Origin of the sequence: Acidipropionibacterium jensenii (assembly GCF_005890135.1) — a bacterium.
Lineage (GTDB): Bacteria > Actinomycetota > Actinomycetes > Propionibacteriales > Propionibacteriaceae > Acidipropionibacterium > Acidipropionibacterium jensenii.
Genome location: NZ_CP040635.1, coordinates 2,243,574 through 2,259,937, shown reverse-complemented (window position 1 = coordinate 2,259,937; position 16,364 = coordinate 2,243,574). Strand labels below are relative to the sequence as shown.

10 protein-coding genes, 1 tRNA gene and 2 rRNA genes are annotated in these 16,364 nt (G+C 63.2%); 4 read left to right on the top strand and 9 right to left on the bottom strand.

Annotated elements, in window-relative coordinates:
* Window positions 1–138: 138 nt before the first annotated feature.
* The 3 genes from FEZ32_RS10095 to FEZ32_RS10085 all read right to left on the bottom strand — a co-directional run bounded on the left by FEZ32_RS10095 (window position 139) and on the right by FEZ32_RS10085 (window position 6,532).
* Window positions 139–3,238, bottom strand: a 23S ribosomal RNA gene (locus FEZ32_RS10095).
* A gap of 322 nt (window positions 3,239–3,560) precedes the next feature.
* A 16S ribosomal RNA gene (locus tag FEZ32_RS10090) occupies window positions 3,561–5,088 on the bottom strand.
* Together the 16S and 23S rRNA genes form the textbook arrangement of a ribosomal RNA operon.
* A gap of 901 nt (window positions 5,089–5,989) precedes the next feature.
* On the bottom strand, window positions 5,990–6,532 hold the full coding sequence (locus FEZ32_RS10085) for an SseB family protein (RefSeq protein WP_028703736.1): 543 nt from the start codon (window positions 6,530–6,532) through the stop codon (window positions 5,990–5,992).
* Between the two features lie 38 nt (window positions 6,533–6,570).
* Here FEZ32_RS10085 and FEZ32_RS10080 point away from each other — a divergent pair, with 38 nt between their 5' ends.
* The gene (locus FEZ32_RS10080) at window positions 6,571–7,089 is read left to right on the top strand and encodes a hypothetical protein (RefSeq protein WP_138680528.1); all 519 of its coding nucleotides are present in this window, start codon (window positions 6,571–6,573) and stop codon (window positions 7,087–7,089) included.
* 150 nt (window positions 7,090–7,239) lie between these two features.
* Here the strand turns inward: FEZ32_RS10080 and hisG are convergent, their stop codons facing one another.
* The 4 genes from hisG to FEZ32_RS10060 all read right to left on the bottom strand — a co-directional run bounded on the left by hisG (window position 7,240) and on the right by FEZ32_RS10060 (window position 9,944).
* Window positions 7,240–8,100 carry an ATP phosphoribosyltransferase gene (gene hisG, locus FEZ32_RS10075; RefSeq protein WP_244937845.1) on the bottom strand — a complete coding sequence of 287 codons (861 nt, stop codon included), beginning with the start codon at window positions 8,098–8,100 and terminating at the stop codon, window positions 7,240–7,242.
* Window positions 8,101–8,116: 16 nt separating this feature from the next.
* Window positions 8,117–8,383: a phosphoribosyl-ATP diphosphatase gene (locus FEZ32_RS10070; protein ID WP_028703738.1), complete on the bottom strand. Its 267-nt coding sequence runs from the start codon at window positions 8,381–8,383 to the stop codon at window positions 8,117–8,119.
* 142 nt (window positions 8,384–8,525) lie between these two features.
* A complete protein-coding gene (gene pnuC, locus FEZ32_RS10065; RefSeq protein ID WP_138680526.1) occupies window positions 8,526–9,212 on the bottom strand; it encodes a nicotinamide riboside transporter PnuC in 687 nt (228 codons plus the stop codon).
* A gap of 150 nt (window positions 9,213–9,362) precedes the next feature.
* The gene (locus FEZ32_RS10060; protein ID WP_097828103.1) at window positions 9,363–9,944 is read right to left on the bottom strand and encodes a DUF3090 family protein; all 582 of its coding nucleotides are present in this window, start codon (window positions 9,942–9,944) and stop codon (window positions 9,363–9,365) included.
* Window positions 9,945–10,052: 108 nt separating this feature from the next.
* Between FEZ32_RS10060 and FEZ32_RS10055 the strand changes: the two genes are divergently transcribed.
* Window positions 10,053–11,012 carry an aldo/keto reductase gene (locus tag FEZ32_RS10055; RefSeq protein ID WP_028703741.1) on the top strand — a complete coding sequence of 320 codons (960 nt, stop codon included), beginning with the start codon at window positions 10,053–10,055 and terminating at the stop codon, window positions 11,010–11,012.
* A 39-nt stretch (window positions 11,013–11,051) separates the two neighbouring features.
* Here the strand turns inward: FEZ32_RS10055 and FEZ32_RS10050 are convergent, their stop codons facing one another.
* Together FEZ32_RS10050 and FEZ32_RS10045 are read right to left on the bottom strand one after the other, a co-directional pair.
* Window positions 11,052–12,350 (bottom strand): citrate synthase, encoded by a 1,299-nt coding sequence (locus FEZ32_RS10050; RefSeq protein WP_028703742.1) that lies wholly within the window; start codon window positions 12,348–12,350, stop codon window positions 11,052–11,054.
* Window positions 12,350–13,702: a M20/M25/M40 family metallo-hydrolase gene (locus FEZ32_RS10045; protein WP_138680525.1), complete on the bottom strand. Its 1,353-nt coding sequence runs from the start codon at window positions 13,700–13,702 to the stop codon at window positions 12,350–12,352. Before FEZ32_RS10045 ends, FEZ32_RS10050 begins: the two co-directional genes overlap by 1 nt.
* Before the next feature lie 134 nt (window positions 13,703–13,836).
* On the opposite strand from FEZ32_RS10045, the gene FEZ32_RS10040 reads away from it, so the two are divergent.
* Together FEZ32_RS10040 and FEZ32_RS10035 are read left to right on the top strand one after the other, a co-directional pair.
* Window positions 13,837–13,922 (top strand) — tRNA-Leu (locus tag FEZ32_RS10040).
* Window positions 13,923–14,576: 654 nt separating this feature from the next.
* Window positions 14,577–16,220: an IS1634 family transposase gene (locus FEZ32_RS10035; protein ID WP_138680524.1), complete on the top strand. Its 1,644-nt coding sequence runs from the start codon at window positions 14,577–14,579 to the stop codon at window positions 16,218–16,220.
* Window positions 16,221–16,364 lie beyond the last annotated feature (144 nt).

The window sequence follows — 16,364 nt, the reverse complement described above, 5'->3', positions numbered from 1 at the left end:
CCCGTCAGCCCATTGAATGGGTTGGAGTGTGTGGGCGTGTTTGTTTCGGATCCAGCCACCATCCCGCACCCCCGCAGGGGGTGTGTGGTGGGCCAGAGCCGCACAGTGGATACGAGCAGTCACAGAAGATGAAGTGTGTGTAGCAAGCCCTCGGCCTATTAGTACCGGTCAGCTCCGCACCTTGCAGTGCGTCCACGTCCGGCCTATCAACCCGATGGTCTCTCGGGGGCCTTACCAGATTCATCTGTGGGAACCCTCATCTTGAAGTGTGCTTCCCGCTTAGATGCTTTCAGCGGTTATCACATCCCGACGTAGCCAACCAGCCATGCTCCTGGCGGAACAACTGGCACACCAGAGGTCAGTCCGTCTCGGTCCTCTCGTACTAGAGACAGCTCTTCTCAAGATTCCTGTGCGCGCAGCGGATAGGGACCGAACTGTCTCACGACGTTCTAAACCCAGCTCGCGTGCCGCTTTAATGGGCGAACAGCCCAACCCTTGGGACCGACTCCAGCCCCAGGATGCGACGAGCCGACATCGAGGTGCCAAACCATGCCGTCGCTGTGAGCGCTCGGGCAAGATCAGCCTGTTATCCCCGGGGTACCTTTTATCCGTTGAGTGACGGCACTCCCACGAGCCACCGTCAGATCACTAGTCCCGACTTTCGTCCCTGCTCGACATGCCTGTCTCACAGTCAAGCCCCCTTGTGCACTTGCACTCAACACCTGATTACCAACCAGGCTGAGGGAACCTTTGGGCGCCTCCGTTACCTTTTAGGAGGCGACCGCCCCAGTCAAACTACCCATCAGGCACTGTCCCTGGACCGGATCACGGTCCGAGGTGAGATAACCAGAACGACCAGAGTGGTATTTCAACAATGACTCCGCAACCACTGGCGTGGCTGCCTCACAGTCTCCCACCTATCCTACACAAGTCGCACCGATCACCAATACCAAACTATAGTAAAGGTCCCGGGGTCTTTCCGTCCTGCTGCGCGTAACGAGCATCTTTACTCGTAATGCAATTTCGCCGAGTTCATGGTGGAGACAGTAGGGAAATCGTTACTCCATTCGTGCAGGTCGGAACTTACCCGACAAGGAATTTCGCTACCTTAGGATGGTTATAGTTACCACCGCCGTTTACTGGGGCTTAAGTTCACCGCTTCAAACCCGAAGGTTCTGACAGTTCCCCTTAACCTTCCAGCACCGGGCAGGAGTCAGTCCGTATACATCGTCTTACAACTTCGCACGGACCTGTGTTTTTAGTAAACAGTCGTTTCCCCCTGGTCTCTGCGACCCTCACCGCTACCAGTCGCAAGGACTGTCACAGTTGGGGCCCCCCTTATCCCGAAGTTACGGGGGCATTTTGCCGAGTTCCTTCACCATGATTCTCTCGATCGCCTCGGTATACTCTACCAATCCACCAGTGTCGGTTTAGGGTACGGGCGGTCCAACACCTCGCTCACGAAGCTTTTCTCGGCAGTACAGGATCACTCACTCACCCACAAGCGTGGGCTCGCCATCATGCCTCGACCACATGCCCGACGGATTTACCTGCCGGACGGTCCACACATTTAGCCCCAGACAACCATCGCTGGGGTTGAGCTACCTCACTGCGTCCCTCCGCAGCTTGCCTACTACATGATCGGTTCACACACTCATCACCAGCCCCACACCTCAAAGAGGCGCAAGACCAGGACTCGCACGCTTAGCATCACACACCTCGGCACGGACGGTGTTGCACCGGTACCAGAATATCAACTGGTCGTCCATCGACTACGCCTGTCGGCCTCGCCTTAGGTCCCGACTCACCCAGGGCAGATTAGCTTGACCCTGGAACCCTTGGATATTCGGCGGACGGGTTTCTCACCCGTCATTCGCTACTCATGCCTGCATTCTCACTCGCGCCAGTTCCACGACAGGTCACCCCACCGCTTCACCACTGACACGACGCTCCCCTACCCAGCCAGCCACAAGGACTGACTGCCACAGCTTCGGCGGACGGCTTGAGCCCCGCTACATTGTCGGCGCGGAATCACTTGACCAGTGAGCTATTACGCACTCTTTCAAGGATGGCTGCTTCCAAGCCAACCTCCTGGTTGTCACCGCAACTCCACATCCTTTTCCACTTAGCCGCCCCTTAGGGGCCTTAGCTGATGATCTGGGCTGTTTCCCTCTCGACGACGAAGCTTATCCCCCGCCGTCTCACTGCTGCGCTCAACATACCGGCATTCGGAGTTTGGCTGATTTCGGTAAGCTGATAGGCCCCCTAGACCATCCAGTGCTCTACCTCCGGCACGCACCACGCAACGCTGCACCTATATGCATTTCGGGGAGAACCAGCTATCACGGTGTTTGATTGGCCTTTCACCCCTATCCACAGCTCATCCCCTCCATTTTCAACTGAAGTGGGTGCGGACCTCCACGACGTCTTACCGTCGCTTCATCCTGGCCATGGATAGATCACACCGCTTCGGGTCCAGAGCACGCGACTGTCGCCCTTATCGGACTCGCTTTCGCTACGACTACCCCACACGGGTTAACCTCGCCACGCACCACTGACTCGCAGGCTCATTCTTCAAAAGGCACGCCGTCACCCGAACACAAGTGTTCAGGCTCCGACGGATTGTATGCGGCCGGTTTCAGGTACTCTTTCACTCCCCTCCCGGGGTACTTTTCACCATTCCCTCACGGTACTATCCGCTATCGGTCACCAAGGAGTATTCAGGCTTGACGGGTGGTCCCGCCAGATTCACGCGAAATTTCACGAGTTCCGCGCTACTTGGGGTCACTCCCACCAGCGGTGCACTCACGTCTACGGGACTCTCACCCACTCCGGTCCGTCTTCCCAGACGATTCGACTTCACACACCATTTCTTACTGGTCGACCCGACGGCAGTCAGATCAAGAAGGCCCCACAACCCCGCGCATGCAACGCCTGCCGGCTTGAACACACACACGGTTTGGCCTCATCCGCTTTCGCTCGCCACTACTCACGGAATCACTATTGTTTTCTCTTCCTACGGGTACTGAGATGTTTCACTTCCCCGCGTTCCCTCCCACACCCCTATACATTCAGGGCAGGGTCACCGGACATGACTCCGGCAATTCAAGGTTTCCCCATTCGGACATCCCCGGATCACAGTTCGTTCACCAACTCCCCGGGGCTTATCGCAGGTCACAACGTCCTTCATCGGCTCTTGGTGCCAAGGCATCCACCGACCGCACTAAGTAGCTTGCAATACACACAAAACAAGAATCTACAAAGATGCTCATATCCACTGTACAGTTCTCAACCACCACACGAGACACCCACCACAAGCCCCACAACAGGACCCGCAGCAGCGGCATTCGCCAGGACACCACAAGGTGATACCCCAGAACCCCAACAGTGCGCCCCCACCCACCCGACACCCCCACACAGGAGGACACCAGACCAGGCAGAAAAATACATCCAGTCAACATTCCACAGAAGCAGGCCACACACCCCACACAGGAGGCGCCCGACCCAATGGACCATGCCAGACCGCCACAACGACGACCCACACAGTCACAGCTCCTTAGAAAGGAGGTGATCCAGCCGCACCTTCCGGTACGGCTACCTTGTTACGACTTAGTCCTAATTACCAGTCCCACCTTCGACGGCTCCCCCCCAAAAGGTTGGGCCACCGGCTTCGGGTGTTACCGACTTTCATGACTTGACGGGCGGTGTGTACAAGCCCCGGGAACGTATTCACCGCAGCGTTGCTGATCTGCGATTACTAGCGACTCCGACTTCATGGGGTCGAGTTGCAGACCCCAATCCGAACTGAGACTGGCTTTTTGAGATTCGCTCCACCTCACAGTGTCGCAACTCTTTGTACCAGCCATTGTAGCATGCGTGAAGCCCTGGACATAAGGGGCATGATGACTTGACGTCATCCCCACCTTCCTCCGAGTTGACCCCGGCGGTCTCCACTGAGTCCCCAACCGAATTGCTGGCAACAGTGGACGAGGGTTGCGCTCGTTGCGGGACTTAACCCAACATCTCACGACACGAGCTGACGACAGCCATGCACCACCTGTGAATCGGCCCACAAGGGGGGCGGCCATCTCTGACCGTTACCAATCCATGTCAAACCCAGGTAAGGTTCTTCGCGTTGCATCGAATTAATCCGCATGCTCCGCCGCTTGTGCGGGGCCCCGTCAATTCCTTTGAGTTTTAGCCTTGCGGCCGTACTCCCCAGGCGGGGTACTTAATGCGTTAGCTACGGCACGGAATCCGTGGAATGGACCCCACACCTAGTACCCACCGTTTACAGCGTGGACTACCAGGGTATCTAAGCCTGTTTGCTCCCCACGCTTTCGCTCCTCAGCGTCAGGAAAGGTCCAGAGAACCGCCTTCGCCACTGGTGTTCCTCCTGATATCTGCGCATTCCACCGCTCCACCAGGAATTCCATTCTCCCCTACCTTCCTCAAGTCAACCCGTATCGAAAGCACGCCCAGGGTTAAGCCCCAAGTTTTCACTTCCGACGTGATCAACCACCTACGAGCTCTTTACGCCCAATAAATCCGGACAACGCTCGCACCCTACGTATCACCGCGGCTGCTGGCACGTAGTTAGCCGGTGCTTCTTCTCCAGGTACCGTCACACCCCGAAAGGCACTTCGTCCCTGGTGAAAGCGGTTTACAACCCGAAGGCCGTCATCCCGCACGCGGCGTTGCTGCATCAGGCTTGCGCCCATTGTGCAATATTCCCCACTGCTGCCTCCCGTAGGAGTCTGGGCCGTATCTCAGTCCCAATGTGGCCGGTCACCCTCTCAGGCCGGCTACCCGTCGACGCCTTGGTGAGCCACAACCTCACCAACAAGCTGATAGGACGCGAGTCCATCCACCACCGCCAGAACTTTCCAACCCCCACCATGCGATGAGAGCTCATATCCGGTATTAGCACCAGTTTCCTAGCGTTATCCCGAAGTGATGGGCAGGTTACTCACGTGTTACTCACCCGTTCGCCACTCGTGTACCCCCGAAAGGGCCTTACCGTTCGACTTGCATGTGTTAAGCACGCCGCCAGCGTTCGTCCTGAGCCAGGATCAAACTCTCCAATGAAAAAATATCACCACCGCACCCCGCCAACCCCAAAGGCCGGCGGACCACAGTACAGGCGACACCATCAAAGAATCCAAAACACTGACCCCGACAAACCAACTGACAAAAAATCAGATGATCAATCGAAATCAATCAAAGGAATCAATAAATCCGACACACGACACAAGTTGTGCATCAACAAAACATCTTTATTGACTAAACATATGACACACTGTTGAGTTCTCAAACATCACACACGACCCGCACCACCACATCACATGGCCGCTTGGGGCTCTCACAACACTACCGGAAACAAACCCGCCAGTCAAACCAGCCGATCCACACACTTCCCAGCACCAATCAATCCCGAAAACACCCCAAAAAAGCATCCCCGGAACAACCGGAATCAATCACACCGTCCCTCGCAGGACGACCCGATCAACACTACCGAAACAACACCAGCCAGTCAAACCGACCAACCCGCACACATCCCGGCACTGATTCATCCCGAAAACACCCCGAAAGAAGCATTCCCGAAACCATCAGGTCAATCACACCGCCCCTCACGAGGCGACCCGACCAACACTACCCGAAACAACAACCCGGCACAAATCCCGAACCATCATCCCAACAACCCGAAACCACCCACCACCCGACACCCACAACAGGCACCAGACAGCCGAACAGCCACGAACCATCAACCGGACAGCCCGGAGAACATTACCCCACACCCACCCACCACGCAACACAGGCCCGGTGTGGCTGTCCCCACCGGCCAGCGCTCCAGCGCACACAGCCACCCGCGGGCTCTTCAGAGCTCCCTGGAGGACGGTCTCCGGCCGCACTTCGCGACGTCTCGATCCCGACCTGTCACCGGGGCGGGTCCGCCCCGAAGAGGTCCCATCGCTCCGACGCCTTGTGCTCAGCGAGCCACCGACATCCACCCGTAGCCGCCGTCGTCAAGCTTCACCAGGCGTCTACCCGCCGACAACTGTGCAATGAGGTCGGGTCCGATCACCATGGGGACCGGACCGGCCACATCGATCAGCAGCACCTGGGCGCCTGCCTCGTCGACGGTTGCCGCCAGATCGTCCAGGTGCCCCGGTACCGGGCGCGCCCTGGCGTCCCACTCCCCCATGGCATCGGCCCCGGTGAAACACAGCAGGGCGGTCGTCCCGTCCGGGTGCGTGAGGACCACCGCGCCCAACTCGTTGACCTCGGGCGCCATCTCATGGGTCTGGTCACCTGCGGACCCAGCGCTCGGGTGGGACGGCTGCGGTGCGGCGGGAGTCGGCGACAGACGATCCTGCGGTGCCATCACCGGCATCAGCAGACGAGCCGTGCACAGCGACACCACGGCGTCCAGGTAGTCGCTCCTCGACCGGCGCGCCGCGGCGACGAGTCGGCGAACCTCGGGATCGGGATCGCCCCGATCTCCTTCGACGGGCTTCAGGAGATTGCGCACGGCCCGCACGCTACCGTGCGTGTGGGAGAGTTGACGGCATGAGTGAGGCCACCATCACCGTCATCGTCTCCGTCGTCCTGATCGTGCTCCCGCTCGCCTGGGCGGTACTGATGTGGGTCAGACGCCACTCCGTGCGATCTGTACTTCGCGGGATCGGTGCGGCTCTCGTGCCGGCCGGTCTGTGGGTTCTCGGACTGATGAGCCTTGTCGCGGGATGGCTTCGACAGTCGGTGGACTGGGTGCGATCCACCCATATGGACACCACCCGATGGGTGGGGGTCGGTGGCGCTGCCCTGGGCATCGTCATCTGGCTGGGCGCCGGCTACCTGGAGCCGGTCACCCGGCAACAGGCCAAGCAGCGTCGCATCGAGAACTCGGCGGGGCAGCCGAAGAAGGCGGGCGGCAGCACGCAGCCCTCCATCCCCACCAGCAGGACCACGCCGACCAAGCCGGCGGACAAGAAGAGCCGGAAAGGGCCCGGCAACCCCGACAAGGCGGGATTCACCGATGAGGACCGTGAGCTCATGAACCTGTTGAAGGACCGCGGCATCGACTGACGCCACGGCCCTTCATGTCACATCGGGTGGTGACCTACGGATATCCGCGGGTCACCACCCGATGTGCTTCACGCTGTTGGATGCGGCAGGCCACTCCACCATCAGATGCAGCGGCCACTCCACCGTCAGATGCGGCGGCCACTCCACCCGCTAGATGCGGCAGGCCGCAATGTCCGTGCTGAGGATGGCCCTGGCCCCGGCGTCCCAGAGCTGGTCCATCAGCCCCTGCACCTGGGTCTTGGGCACCATCGCTCGCACCGCGTACCAGCCCTGACGCGACAACGGGGAGACCGTCGGTGACTCCAGACCGGGGGTGAGGCTGGATGCCTGCTCCAGCGCAGCCTCGGGCACGTCGTAGTCGAGCATCACGTAGTTCCGGGCGACCCGGACCCCCTCGATCCGCTTCATGAAGTGGTCGAAGGCCGGTCCCCCGTCGAACCCGTGGCGCCGGATGAGCACCCCCTCCGACTCGAGGATGACGTCCCCGAAGACGGCCAGTCCGGCCTTGCGCAGGGTGGTCCCGGTCTCCACGACGTCGGCGATCGCATCGGCGACCCCCAGCCCGATGGAGGACTCCACCGCGCCGTCAAGATGAACGAGACGGGCAGAGACTCCGCGCTCGTCGAGGTACCGCTTCAGCAACCCCGGGTAGGAGGTGGCGATCCGACGACCGTCCAACTCGTCGACGGTCCTGAGGCCATCGCGACCGGCGAACCGGAACCGCGAGCGTCCGAATCCGAGACCCTTGACCTCCACCGCCTCGGCACCGGAGTCCAGCAGGAGATCACGACCGGTGATCCCCAGGTCGAGTGTCCCCTCCCCCACGTAGATGGCGATGTCGCGGGGACGAAGGTAGAAGAACTCCACCCCGTTCTCCTCGTCGAACAGCCTGAGGTCCTTGCGGTCGGTCCGCTGCCGGTAGCCGGCCTCCAGCAGGAGGGAGGCGGCGGCCTCGGACAGTGCTCCCTTGTTGGGAACGGCGATGCGCAGCTGCGCTTCCTGATCGTGCACGTCGGTCCTGTCAGGCTCAGAGGTACTTGTAGACATCGTCGAGGCTGATCCCCAGCTTGATCATCATCACCTGGAGGTGGTAAAGCTCCTGGCTGATCTCCTCGGCGGTGCGGTCATTGCCCTCGTACTCAGCGGCGATCCACACCTCGGAGGCCTCCTCGACGACCTTCTTGCCGATCGCATGGACCCCGCGATCCAGCTCGTCGACGGTCTTCGACCCCTCGGGGCGATTGGCCGCCTTCTCGGACAGCTCGGCAAAGAGTTCTTCGAATGTCTTGCTCACCCGGCCAACCCTAGCCGAGGGGCGCCTCCCGCTCCGTCCCTGACCATCCAGCGGCCAGCGGCATCGGTGGGACCTAGGTCGCAGCACCCGCACCGCTGCGATCACTGCGGGGATTCGCGATGTCCGACCCCGGACGTCGGGATCACCCGACGGCGTCGCCCTCGTCGTCGCTGACGACCCGAGGATGCTCGCTGCGCCACCAGGTGAGGAAGCCGTACAGGCAGAACAGCCCGTAGAAGCTGTACATCAGGGCACTGGGGTAGTAGTGCGCCGACAGCAGCAGGGGGACGCCGACCAGGTCGACCGCGATCCACACGAACCAGAACTCGTTCCAGCCGCGGGCCATGCCGTAGGTGGCCAGGATCGAACCGGTGAGGATCCAGGCGTCGGAGGCCGGCCCCCAGGAGCCCAGCGCCTCCAGCGCCAGGTAGAAGACCACGAGCATGACGACGGCCGCGGCTCCCGCGACAGCCCGTTCCCGCGGGGTCGCCCAGCGCGGTCTGACGGCTTCCCGGGAGTCGCTGTGGTGGCGTCGGTAGCGGCCCCAGGCCACCCATCCGTAGACCGAGGTGATGATGAAGAAGACCTGGCGACCGGCCTGGCCCCACAGGTCCAGGTCCTGCGGGGTGTGGAAGACGCCGCCCAGGAAGACCGTGAACAGCAGGGCGTTGCCCAGAATCCCGATCGGCCAGGCCCACACCCGTCGCCGGGCCCCGCCCAGGGCCGAGGCCAGACCGAACAGATTCCCGACGATCTCGCGCCACAGGATCGGCCTGCCCAGCCCGACGTCCCACTGGGCGTTGAGGAACCTCAGAATGACCTCACCCATTGATGCCGCCTCCGCTCTGCCCGCACCCGTACTGGACCAACGGCCCCAGATTCTGCCAGAGCCGTGGGCACTGACCCGCCGACCAGGCCCGGGCCACCGCCCTCGACCGTCGGACTGGGGCCGTGCCCGGGCGCCCGGGAGGAGAGCAGATCACAGGAACAGCGGGCGGCGGTAGCCGTTGGAACGGGGGCAGATGTGACCGCCCGGGTTGATCGGCTGACCGCAGAACGGGCAGGACGGGCGTCCGGCCTTCAGCAGGAACCGGCAGCGGGCCACGAACTGTCGGGCCTGGTCCGGGGTGAGTCGCACCTCCAGGGAGTTGGGGGCGTCCTCGGGGCTGGCGTAGAGCAGAAGCTGGGGATCCGCGCTCATCATCTCGTCGCCACTGACTGCGAAGAACTCCACGACGAGCCGGTTGGCGGGGTTGTCCCACGAGATAGCGATCGCCCCGATGGTGAACTCCTCCTCCAGGGGGGCGTCCAGGGGGTCGGTGTCATCGGGCTCCTCGACGGCGTCCGGAATGCTCACGATGCCGGCTGCGAGCCTGCTCAGGTCGTTGAGGATCCGGTCGAGGTGGCCCGACAGCAGATCCACCTGCTCCCGGTCGCAGCGCACCGTCGTGAGGCGGTTGGCCTGGCGGACCTGCATGTAGAAGACCCGGTCCCCCGGCCATCCGACCGTCCCGCACACGAAACGGTCAGGATCCTGGTAGTGGTGGGTGACTCGGGCCATGGGGCCACTGTAGGGGCTCAGGGACGGGTCGAGGTGGACCCCACGATCGGTCCATCGGCACCACTAGGCTTGGCGCGCACCGGCGCGTCGGCCCGAGGGAGAACACAGATGCTGTCGAGAACAGTGGGCGCCAGCGGCCTCAAGGTCTCGCGTATGGGGCTTGGCACGCTGACCTGGGGCGGGCAGACCGACGTCCAGGATGCCCGCACCATGCTGCTGCGCTTCGTCGAGGCCGGCGGCAGTCTGATCGACACCGCTCCGGCCTATGCCTCGGGTCTGGCCGAGAAGATCATCGGTCGGGCGATCCATCTCGACCTGAACCGCGACGACCTGGTGATCGCCACCAAGGCCGGGTTCACCGTCGAGGGGCCCGACCGCATCGTCGACACCTCGCGGTCGGCGATGCTGCGGGATCTGGAGGGGTCTCTGCGACGACTGCGCACCGACCACGTCGATCTGTGGCAGGTCCACGCCTGGGGCGACGCGCCCCTCGAGGAGACCTGCGAGGCCTTGGACCATGCCGTGCGCAGCGGGATGGCCCGCTATGTCGGGGTGAGCAACTTCGTGGGATGGCAGTCGGCGACCGCGGCCACCTGGCAGCGCGCAGAGCACTCCCGGATGCCGATCGTCAGCAACCAGGTGGAGTACTCCTTGCTGGCCCGCCGCGCCGAGATCGAGGTGGTGCCGGCGGCGCGTCACCACCGGATGGGGGTGCTGGCCTGGTCCGCGCTGGGTCGTGGAGTCCTCGCCGGCAGGTACCGCACCGGCACCCCGCGGGACTCGCGGGGGGCCAACGACAAGCTCTCCTGGTTCGTCGAGCCGTATCTCACGACGAAGTCGCGGGCCGTCGCCGAGGCTGTCGCCAAGGCCGCCGACGGTCTGGGCATCACCCCGGCCCAGGTGGCGCTGTCCTGGGTGCGCGACGCCCCTCAGGTGGCCTCGGCGCTGGTCGGCCCGCGCACTCCCGCCCAGCTCACCGAGTTGCTGGCCGCCGACGAGCACGAGCTGCCCGACGAGATCACCGCCGCTCTCGACGACATCACGGGCGGGCCGAACCTGCTCCGGTGAGAGCACCTGTCACCGACAGGGTTCGTCGTCGGGGACCTCTCAGTCGCGATCCTCGGGAGGGGTCCACTCGGTGTGGGCAGCGCCGCGGTAGAGCTGACGGGGCCGGTCGATCCGGCCCCTGGGGTCGTCGTGGACCTCTTTCCACTGGGCGATCCATCCGGCGGTCCGCCCGATCGAGAACATCACCGTGAACATGTTCAGCGGGATGTTGAGGGCGCGCAGCACGATTCCCGAGTAGAAGTCGACGTTCGGGAACAGCCTGCGCTCGACGAAGTAGTCGTCGGCCAGCACCACCTGCTCCAGTTCGCGGGCGATGTCGAGCAGCGGGTCGGTGCGGTTGAGGGTGTCCAGCAGCTGGTCGCAGGCGCGGCGCAGAATCTTGGCCCGCGGGTCCCAGTTGCGGTAGATGCGGTGGCCGAAGCCGGGGATGCGCTGCCTCTCGTCCTTGACCTTGGCGACGTACTGGCGCGGCGTCAGGCCGGACTCGTGGATCCTTTCCAGGCCCTTCACCGCATTGGCGTTGGCTCCGCCGTGACGCGGACCCCACAGGGCGCAGACCCCCGCCGCGCAGGAGGTGAACAGGTTCGCCCCCGAGGAGCCGACCATCCTCACGGTCGACGTCGAGCAGTTCTGCCCGTGGTCGGCGTGCAGCACCAGGAAGAGGTTGAGCGCCTCGGCGACCACCGGATCGGCCTCGAAGGGCTCGTAGGGCAGCGAGAACATCATGTGGAGGAAGTTCTCCACGTACCGCAGGTCGAAGCGCGGGTAGATGGCCGGCTCGCCGATCGAGGCCTTGTAGGAGGCCGCCGCGATGGTGCGCACCTTGGACAGCAGCTTGGCCGCGGACTCGATGAAGGACTCGTCATCGGTGATCCTGGGCCTGTCGTGGGTGCTCATCGCATTGATCATCGAGGACATGATCGCCATCGGGTGCCCATTGGGCGGGAAGGCGTTGAAGTGCAGGTCCATCGACCGGTGCAGGGCCGAGTACTTGGTGAGCAGGGCGCCGAATCGTTCGATCTCGGCGGTGGTCGGCAGCTTTCCGAAGATCAGCAGCCAGGCCGTCTCGGTGAACGAGATGTGCTCGGTGGCGAAGGTCTCGATGGGGATGCCCCGGTAGGTGAGCACCCCGTTCTCACCGTCGATCGATGAGATCGCCGAGCTGCAGGACGCCGTGTTGGCGAAGGACGGGTCGAAGGTCGTCACCCCGCCGGTTGCGGCCCGTAGCCCTGAGATGTCGATCGACCTCGCGCCGGTGGTCCCGGTGAGCACCGGGAGCGTGTACTCCTTGCCATCGAGGGTCAGGGTGCAGGTCTGGCCTGTGTTCTGATTCATCATCATGCCTCCTCGAGAATGTGATCAACGACCCTGGCCCCGAATGCCAAGGAGTCCAGCGGTACCCTCTCGTCCACCCCGTGGTACAGCGAGATGAAGTCGAAGTCCTCCGGGAGTTTCAGGGGCGTGCATCCGTAGCATCGGATGGTGCGGCCGTCCGGGAGCCGGGCGAAGCCCTTCGCATCGGTCCCCGCACTGTTGAGGAAGGGAAGCACCATCGCACCCGGGTCCTCGGCATCGATGGCCGACCTGATGGCATCGACCACCGGGCCGTCGAACGGTGCCTCGACCGAGGGCCGGTAGGCGATCGTCTCGAAGGTGATTCCGGGTCCGGCGAGGTCCTTGATCTGGGCGATCATCTCCTCGTCGTGGCCTGGCACGAACCGCGCATCCAGCTCCGCGCTGGCGGCGGTCGGGATCACGTTGACCTTGTATCCCGCCGACAGCACGGTGGGGGTCACCATCTGGCTGGATGCGGCGCCGACCATTCTCGACAGCGGTCCCAGACCGGCCAGCGATCCTTCGAGGTCGTCGTGGTCGACGTCGACCCCCCATAGCCGCGAGTAGGAGTCCAGGAAGGCCTCCTGGACCGGATGATGAAGATCGGGCCAGCGGTGGGCGACGATCCGGTCGACAGCGGCGCAGATCCGCGCCACGGCGTTGTCCGGGTTGCGCATCGAACCATGCCCTGCCAGCCCGGTGGCGGTCATCCGGAACCACCACAGTCCCTTCTCGGCGGCCTGGACGACGTAGCCGCGACGACCCTGGGGAGTGGTGACGGAGAATCCGCCGATCTCGCTGATGGCCTCGGTGACGCCGTCGAAGACCTCGGGGTGGTGCGGGCCGAGCCAGCTAGAACCCAGAGTGCCGGAGGCCTCCTCATCGGCGAAGAGGATGAATCTCACCGGCCTGGAGGGGACCTCGCCGCGACGGTGCCGGGCCCGCATGGCCGACAGCACCATGGCGAGAAACCCCTTCATGTCGATGGCGCCGCGTCCCCACAGGCAGTCGTCGCGGATCTCTCCGGAGAACGGGGGCACCGTCCAGTCGCTCGCATCGGCGGGCACGACGTCGCTGTGACCGTGCAGCATCAGGACCGGTCGGGACATGTCGGTGCCCTCGGGAGCCCAGTCGGCGACCAAGGTGGTGCGGCCCGGCTCGGGCTCGTAGGTCCGGCAGGTCGCCCCGATCTCGGTGAGGAGACCCGCCACCAGACCCGCCATCTCGGCCTCGCCACGGGCTCTTCCGGGACCGAAATTCGTCGAGTCGACCCGGAGAAGATCCTGACAGATCGTCACCACCTCGGTCTCGGGTGCGGTGCCGACGACCGAGGTCGTCGAGGTGTCTGGATCCATACCGGGATTCTGCCACCGGCTCCCGGCAACCGGACATCCCGGCCACTGTGAGACACAGATTTGCGGACTCCGGAGAGATCGGGATAAGCTTCCATAGCTGTCGACGCAGGGCGCACTGCCCGAGTCGGCGATCTGTCCGGGTGGCGGAATTGGTAGACGCGCTAGCTTGAGGTGCTAGTGGCCGCTTTAGGCTGTGGAGGTTCAAGTCCTCTCTCGGACACGAGAATAAATGGCTCGTGACTAGGTGTTACACCTAGTCACGAGCCATTTGTCATGTTCGGGAGAACCGCAGGAAGGGGCATGGGAGGGCATCTGAGGGGTTTGCTATCGCACGTAGATCGCACGACTTGACCGATTTCAACCATATGGGTGCGAGCGGTCGCAACGAGCAGCAGCACCAGATGAGTCGCGCATCGGCAAGGAGTGCGCCCAGGGGTGGCTGACCACCGAGCGCCACCTCATCTTCTTGGGGCCTCGGGTCTCCGCGTGACAGTGCCAGCGCAGGTCGTGTCAGTGGTCCGGTCTGGCGGCGATCCCCGTGATGGCCGAGTCCCCCGACCTGTCGTAGGCCTTGTCGAGGGGCCGGGGTCGCCATCTCCTGCAGAAGTCTGCCGGTGTCCAGGGAGTAGATCCGCAGTTCACCCCTGCTGTCCTCGCCTCCCCTGTCGAGGGCATAGATCCTCTCGTTGGCGTAGGTGACCTTGCTCTGCTGCCCGCGCAGCTTCGTGTCAATGGACTGCTTGCCGTCTCTCGCCTGACTTGATGCAGTTTTTCGGGGTTCGGTCGGGTGTGTTGGTCTGGCTACGGGTTTCGTGTTCGATCGTGGCTGTTTTGGGGCACTAAGACGGTCCTGGGGACCCGTATTGTGGGGGTCATGACCTATGTCCGGACGGTCCGCACGGGTTCGGGTGCGGTGGCGGTCCAGATCGCTGAGAAGCGACGGGGCAGGCGCATCATCGTGGAGCATGTGGGCTCGGCTCACAGTGACGAGGAACTGGCGGTACTCAGGACCACTGCCCGGGCCAGGATCGAGCAGTTGAGCGGCCAGGAGCCCTTGGACCTGGGCGTGGAGATCCCGGTTGCGGTCGAGGAGTCGTTCACCGAGCCCGTGGTCCAGGACAGGTTGACCGGTGAGGACTCTGGACGCCATGAGAGTTCAGCGCTTGCCAGGCCTGCGCAGGTCGTCTCGACGGCCTCGGACCTGTTGTGGTCTGTGCTGGACAGGGCCTATCGCCGCCTGGGATTCGACGCGGTTGCCGATCAGGTGTTCGAGCAGGTCGTTGTGGCCCGGATCGTCGAACCCACCTCGAAACTGGCTGTCGGGCGGGTCCTGACCGGTTTGGGTCAGGACCCGCCGCATCACACCACGATCTACCGGCACCTGGCTCGTGCCCAGGACCGCGACTACCGTGCCGTGATCACCGATGCCTGCCACCGGTACTCGGCCGGTGGCGGGGAGGTGACTCTGGTGCTCTATGACGTGACCACCCTGTACTTCGAGGCTGAGAACGAGGACAGTCTGCGCAAGGTCGGCTATTCGAAGGAACGCCGGGTTGATCCCCAGATCGTGGTCGGGCTCCTCGTGGACCGCTGGGGCTTTCCCCTCCAGATTGGCTGTTTTCCCGGCAACAAGGCCGAGACCACGACCCTGATCCCGATTGTTGAGGCCTACCGGTCGGCCCACGAGATCGCCGACATGGTGGTGGTCGCAGACGCCGGCATGCTGTCGGCCTCCAATCTGGAGGCCCTGGACGGTGCAGGTCTGCGGTTCATCGTGGGATCCCGGTCGGTAAAGGCCCCCAGCGACCTGGCCGGCCATTTCCACTGGAACGGCACGGCCTTCGATGACGGGCAGATCATCGACACGATCACACCCCGCACCCCGAGGAGGAAGACCTGCCACCCTCGCAGCAGACGGGCCGAGCCGGTCTGGGATCCAGCCGGGTCCACCGATAGCTGGCGGGCGGTCTGGCAGTACTCCCGCAAACGGGCCGTGCGGGACTCGGCCACATTGACGGCTCAGGAGAACCGCGCCAAAGCCGTGGTCGACGGTGACAGACCGGCCCGCAAGCCACGGTTCGTCAGCGCATCGGCGAACGGCTTGTCCTTGGATCACAAGGCGATCGACCGGGCCCGCCAACTGGTCGGGTTGAAGGGATACGTGACCAATATTCCAGTATCGGTGATGACTCCGGTCCAGGTGATCGGGGCCTACCACGACCTCTGGCACGTCGAGGACTCCTTCCGCATGGCCAAGTCCGACCTGCGGGCCCGGCCCATCTTCCACCGGCTCTCTGACTCCATCGAGGCCCACCTGACCACGGCATTCGCCGCCCTGGCCGTCTCGCGTTACCTACGACAGGTCACCGGCCTGTCGGTCAAACGGATCGTCCATACCCTCGCCCCACTACGCTCAGCGACCCTGGAGATCAACGGCTCGCTTCACACCATCAAGCCCCAGACCACACCCGAGGCCCGCGCCATCATCAACGCGATCGAGTCCGATGCGGGGCACTAAGCCAATGCAACAAGTCAGGTCTAAAGAGTAAGAACGCCGTGCTGGATAAGCTGTCCCATTCGGCTCCGGGCACGACGGTGACGGATGTTACGAACAATCCCGAGACGTTCAAGAATCTGACCGCTAATGAACTTTCAGGTCAGA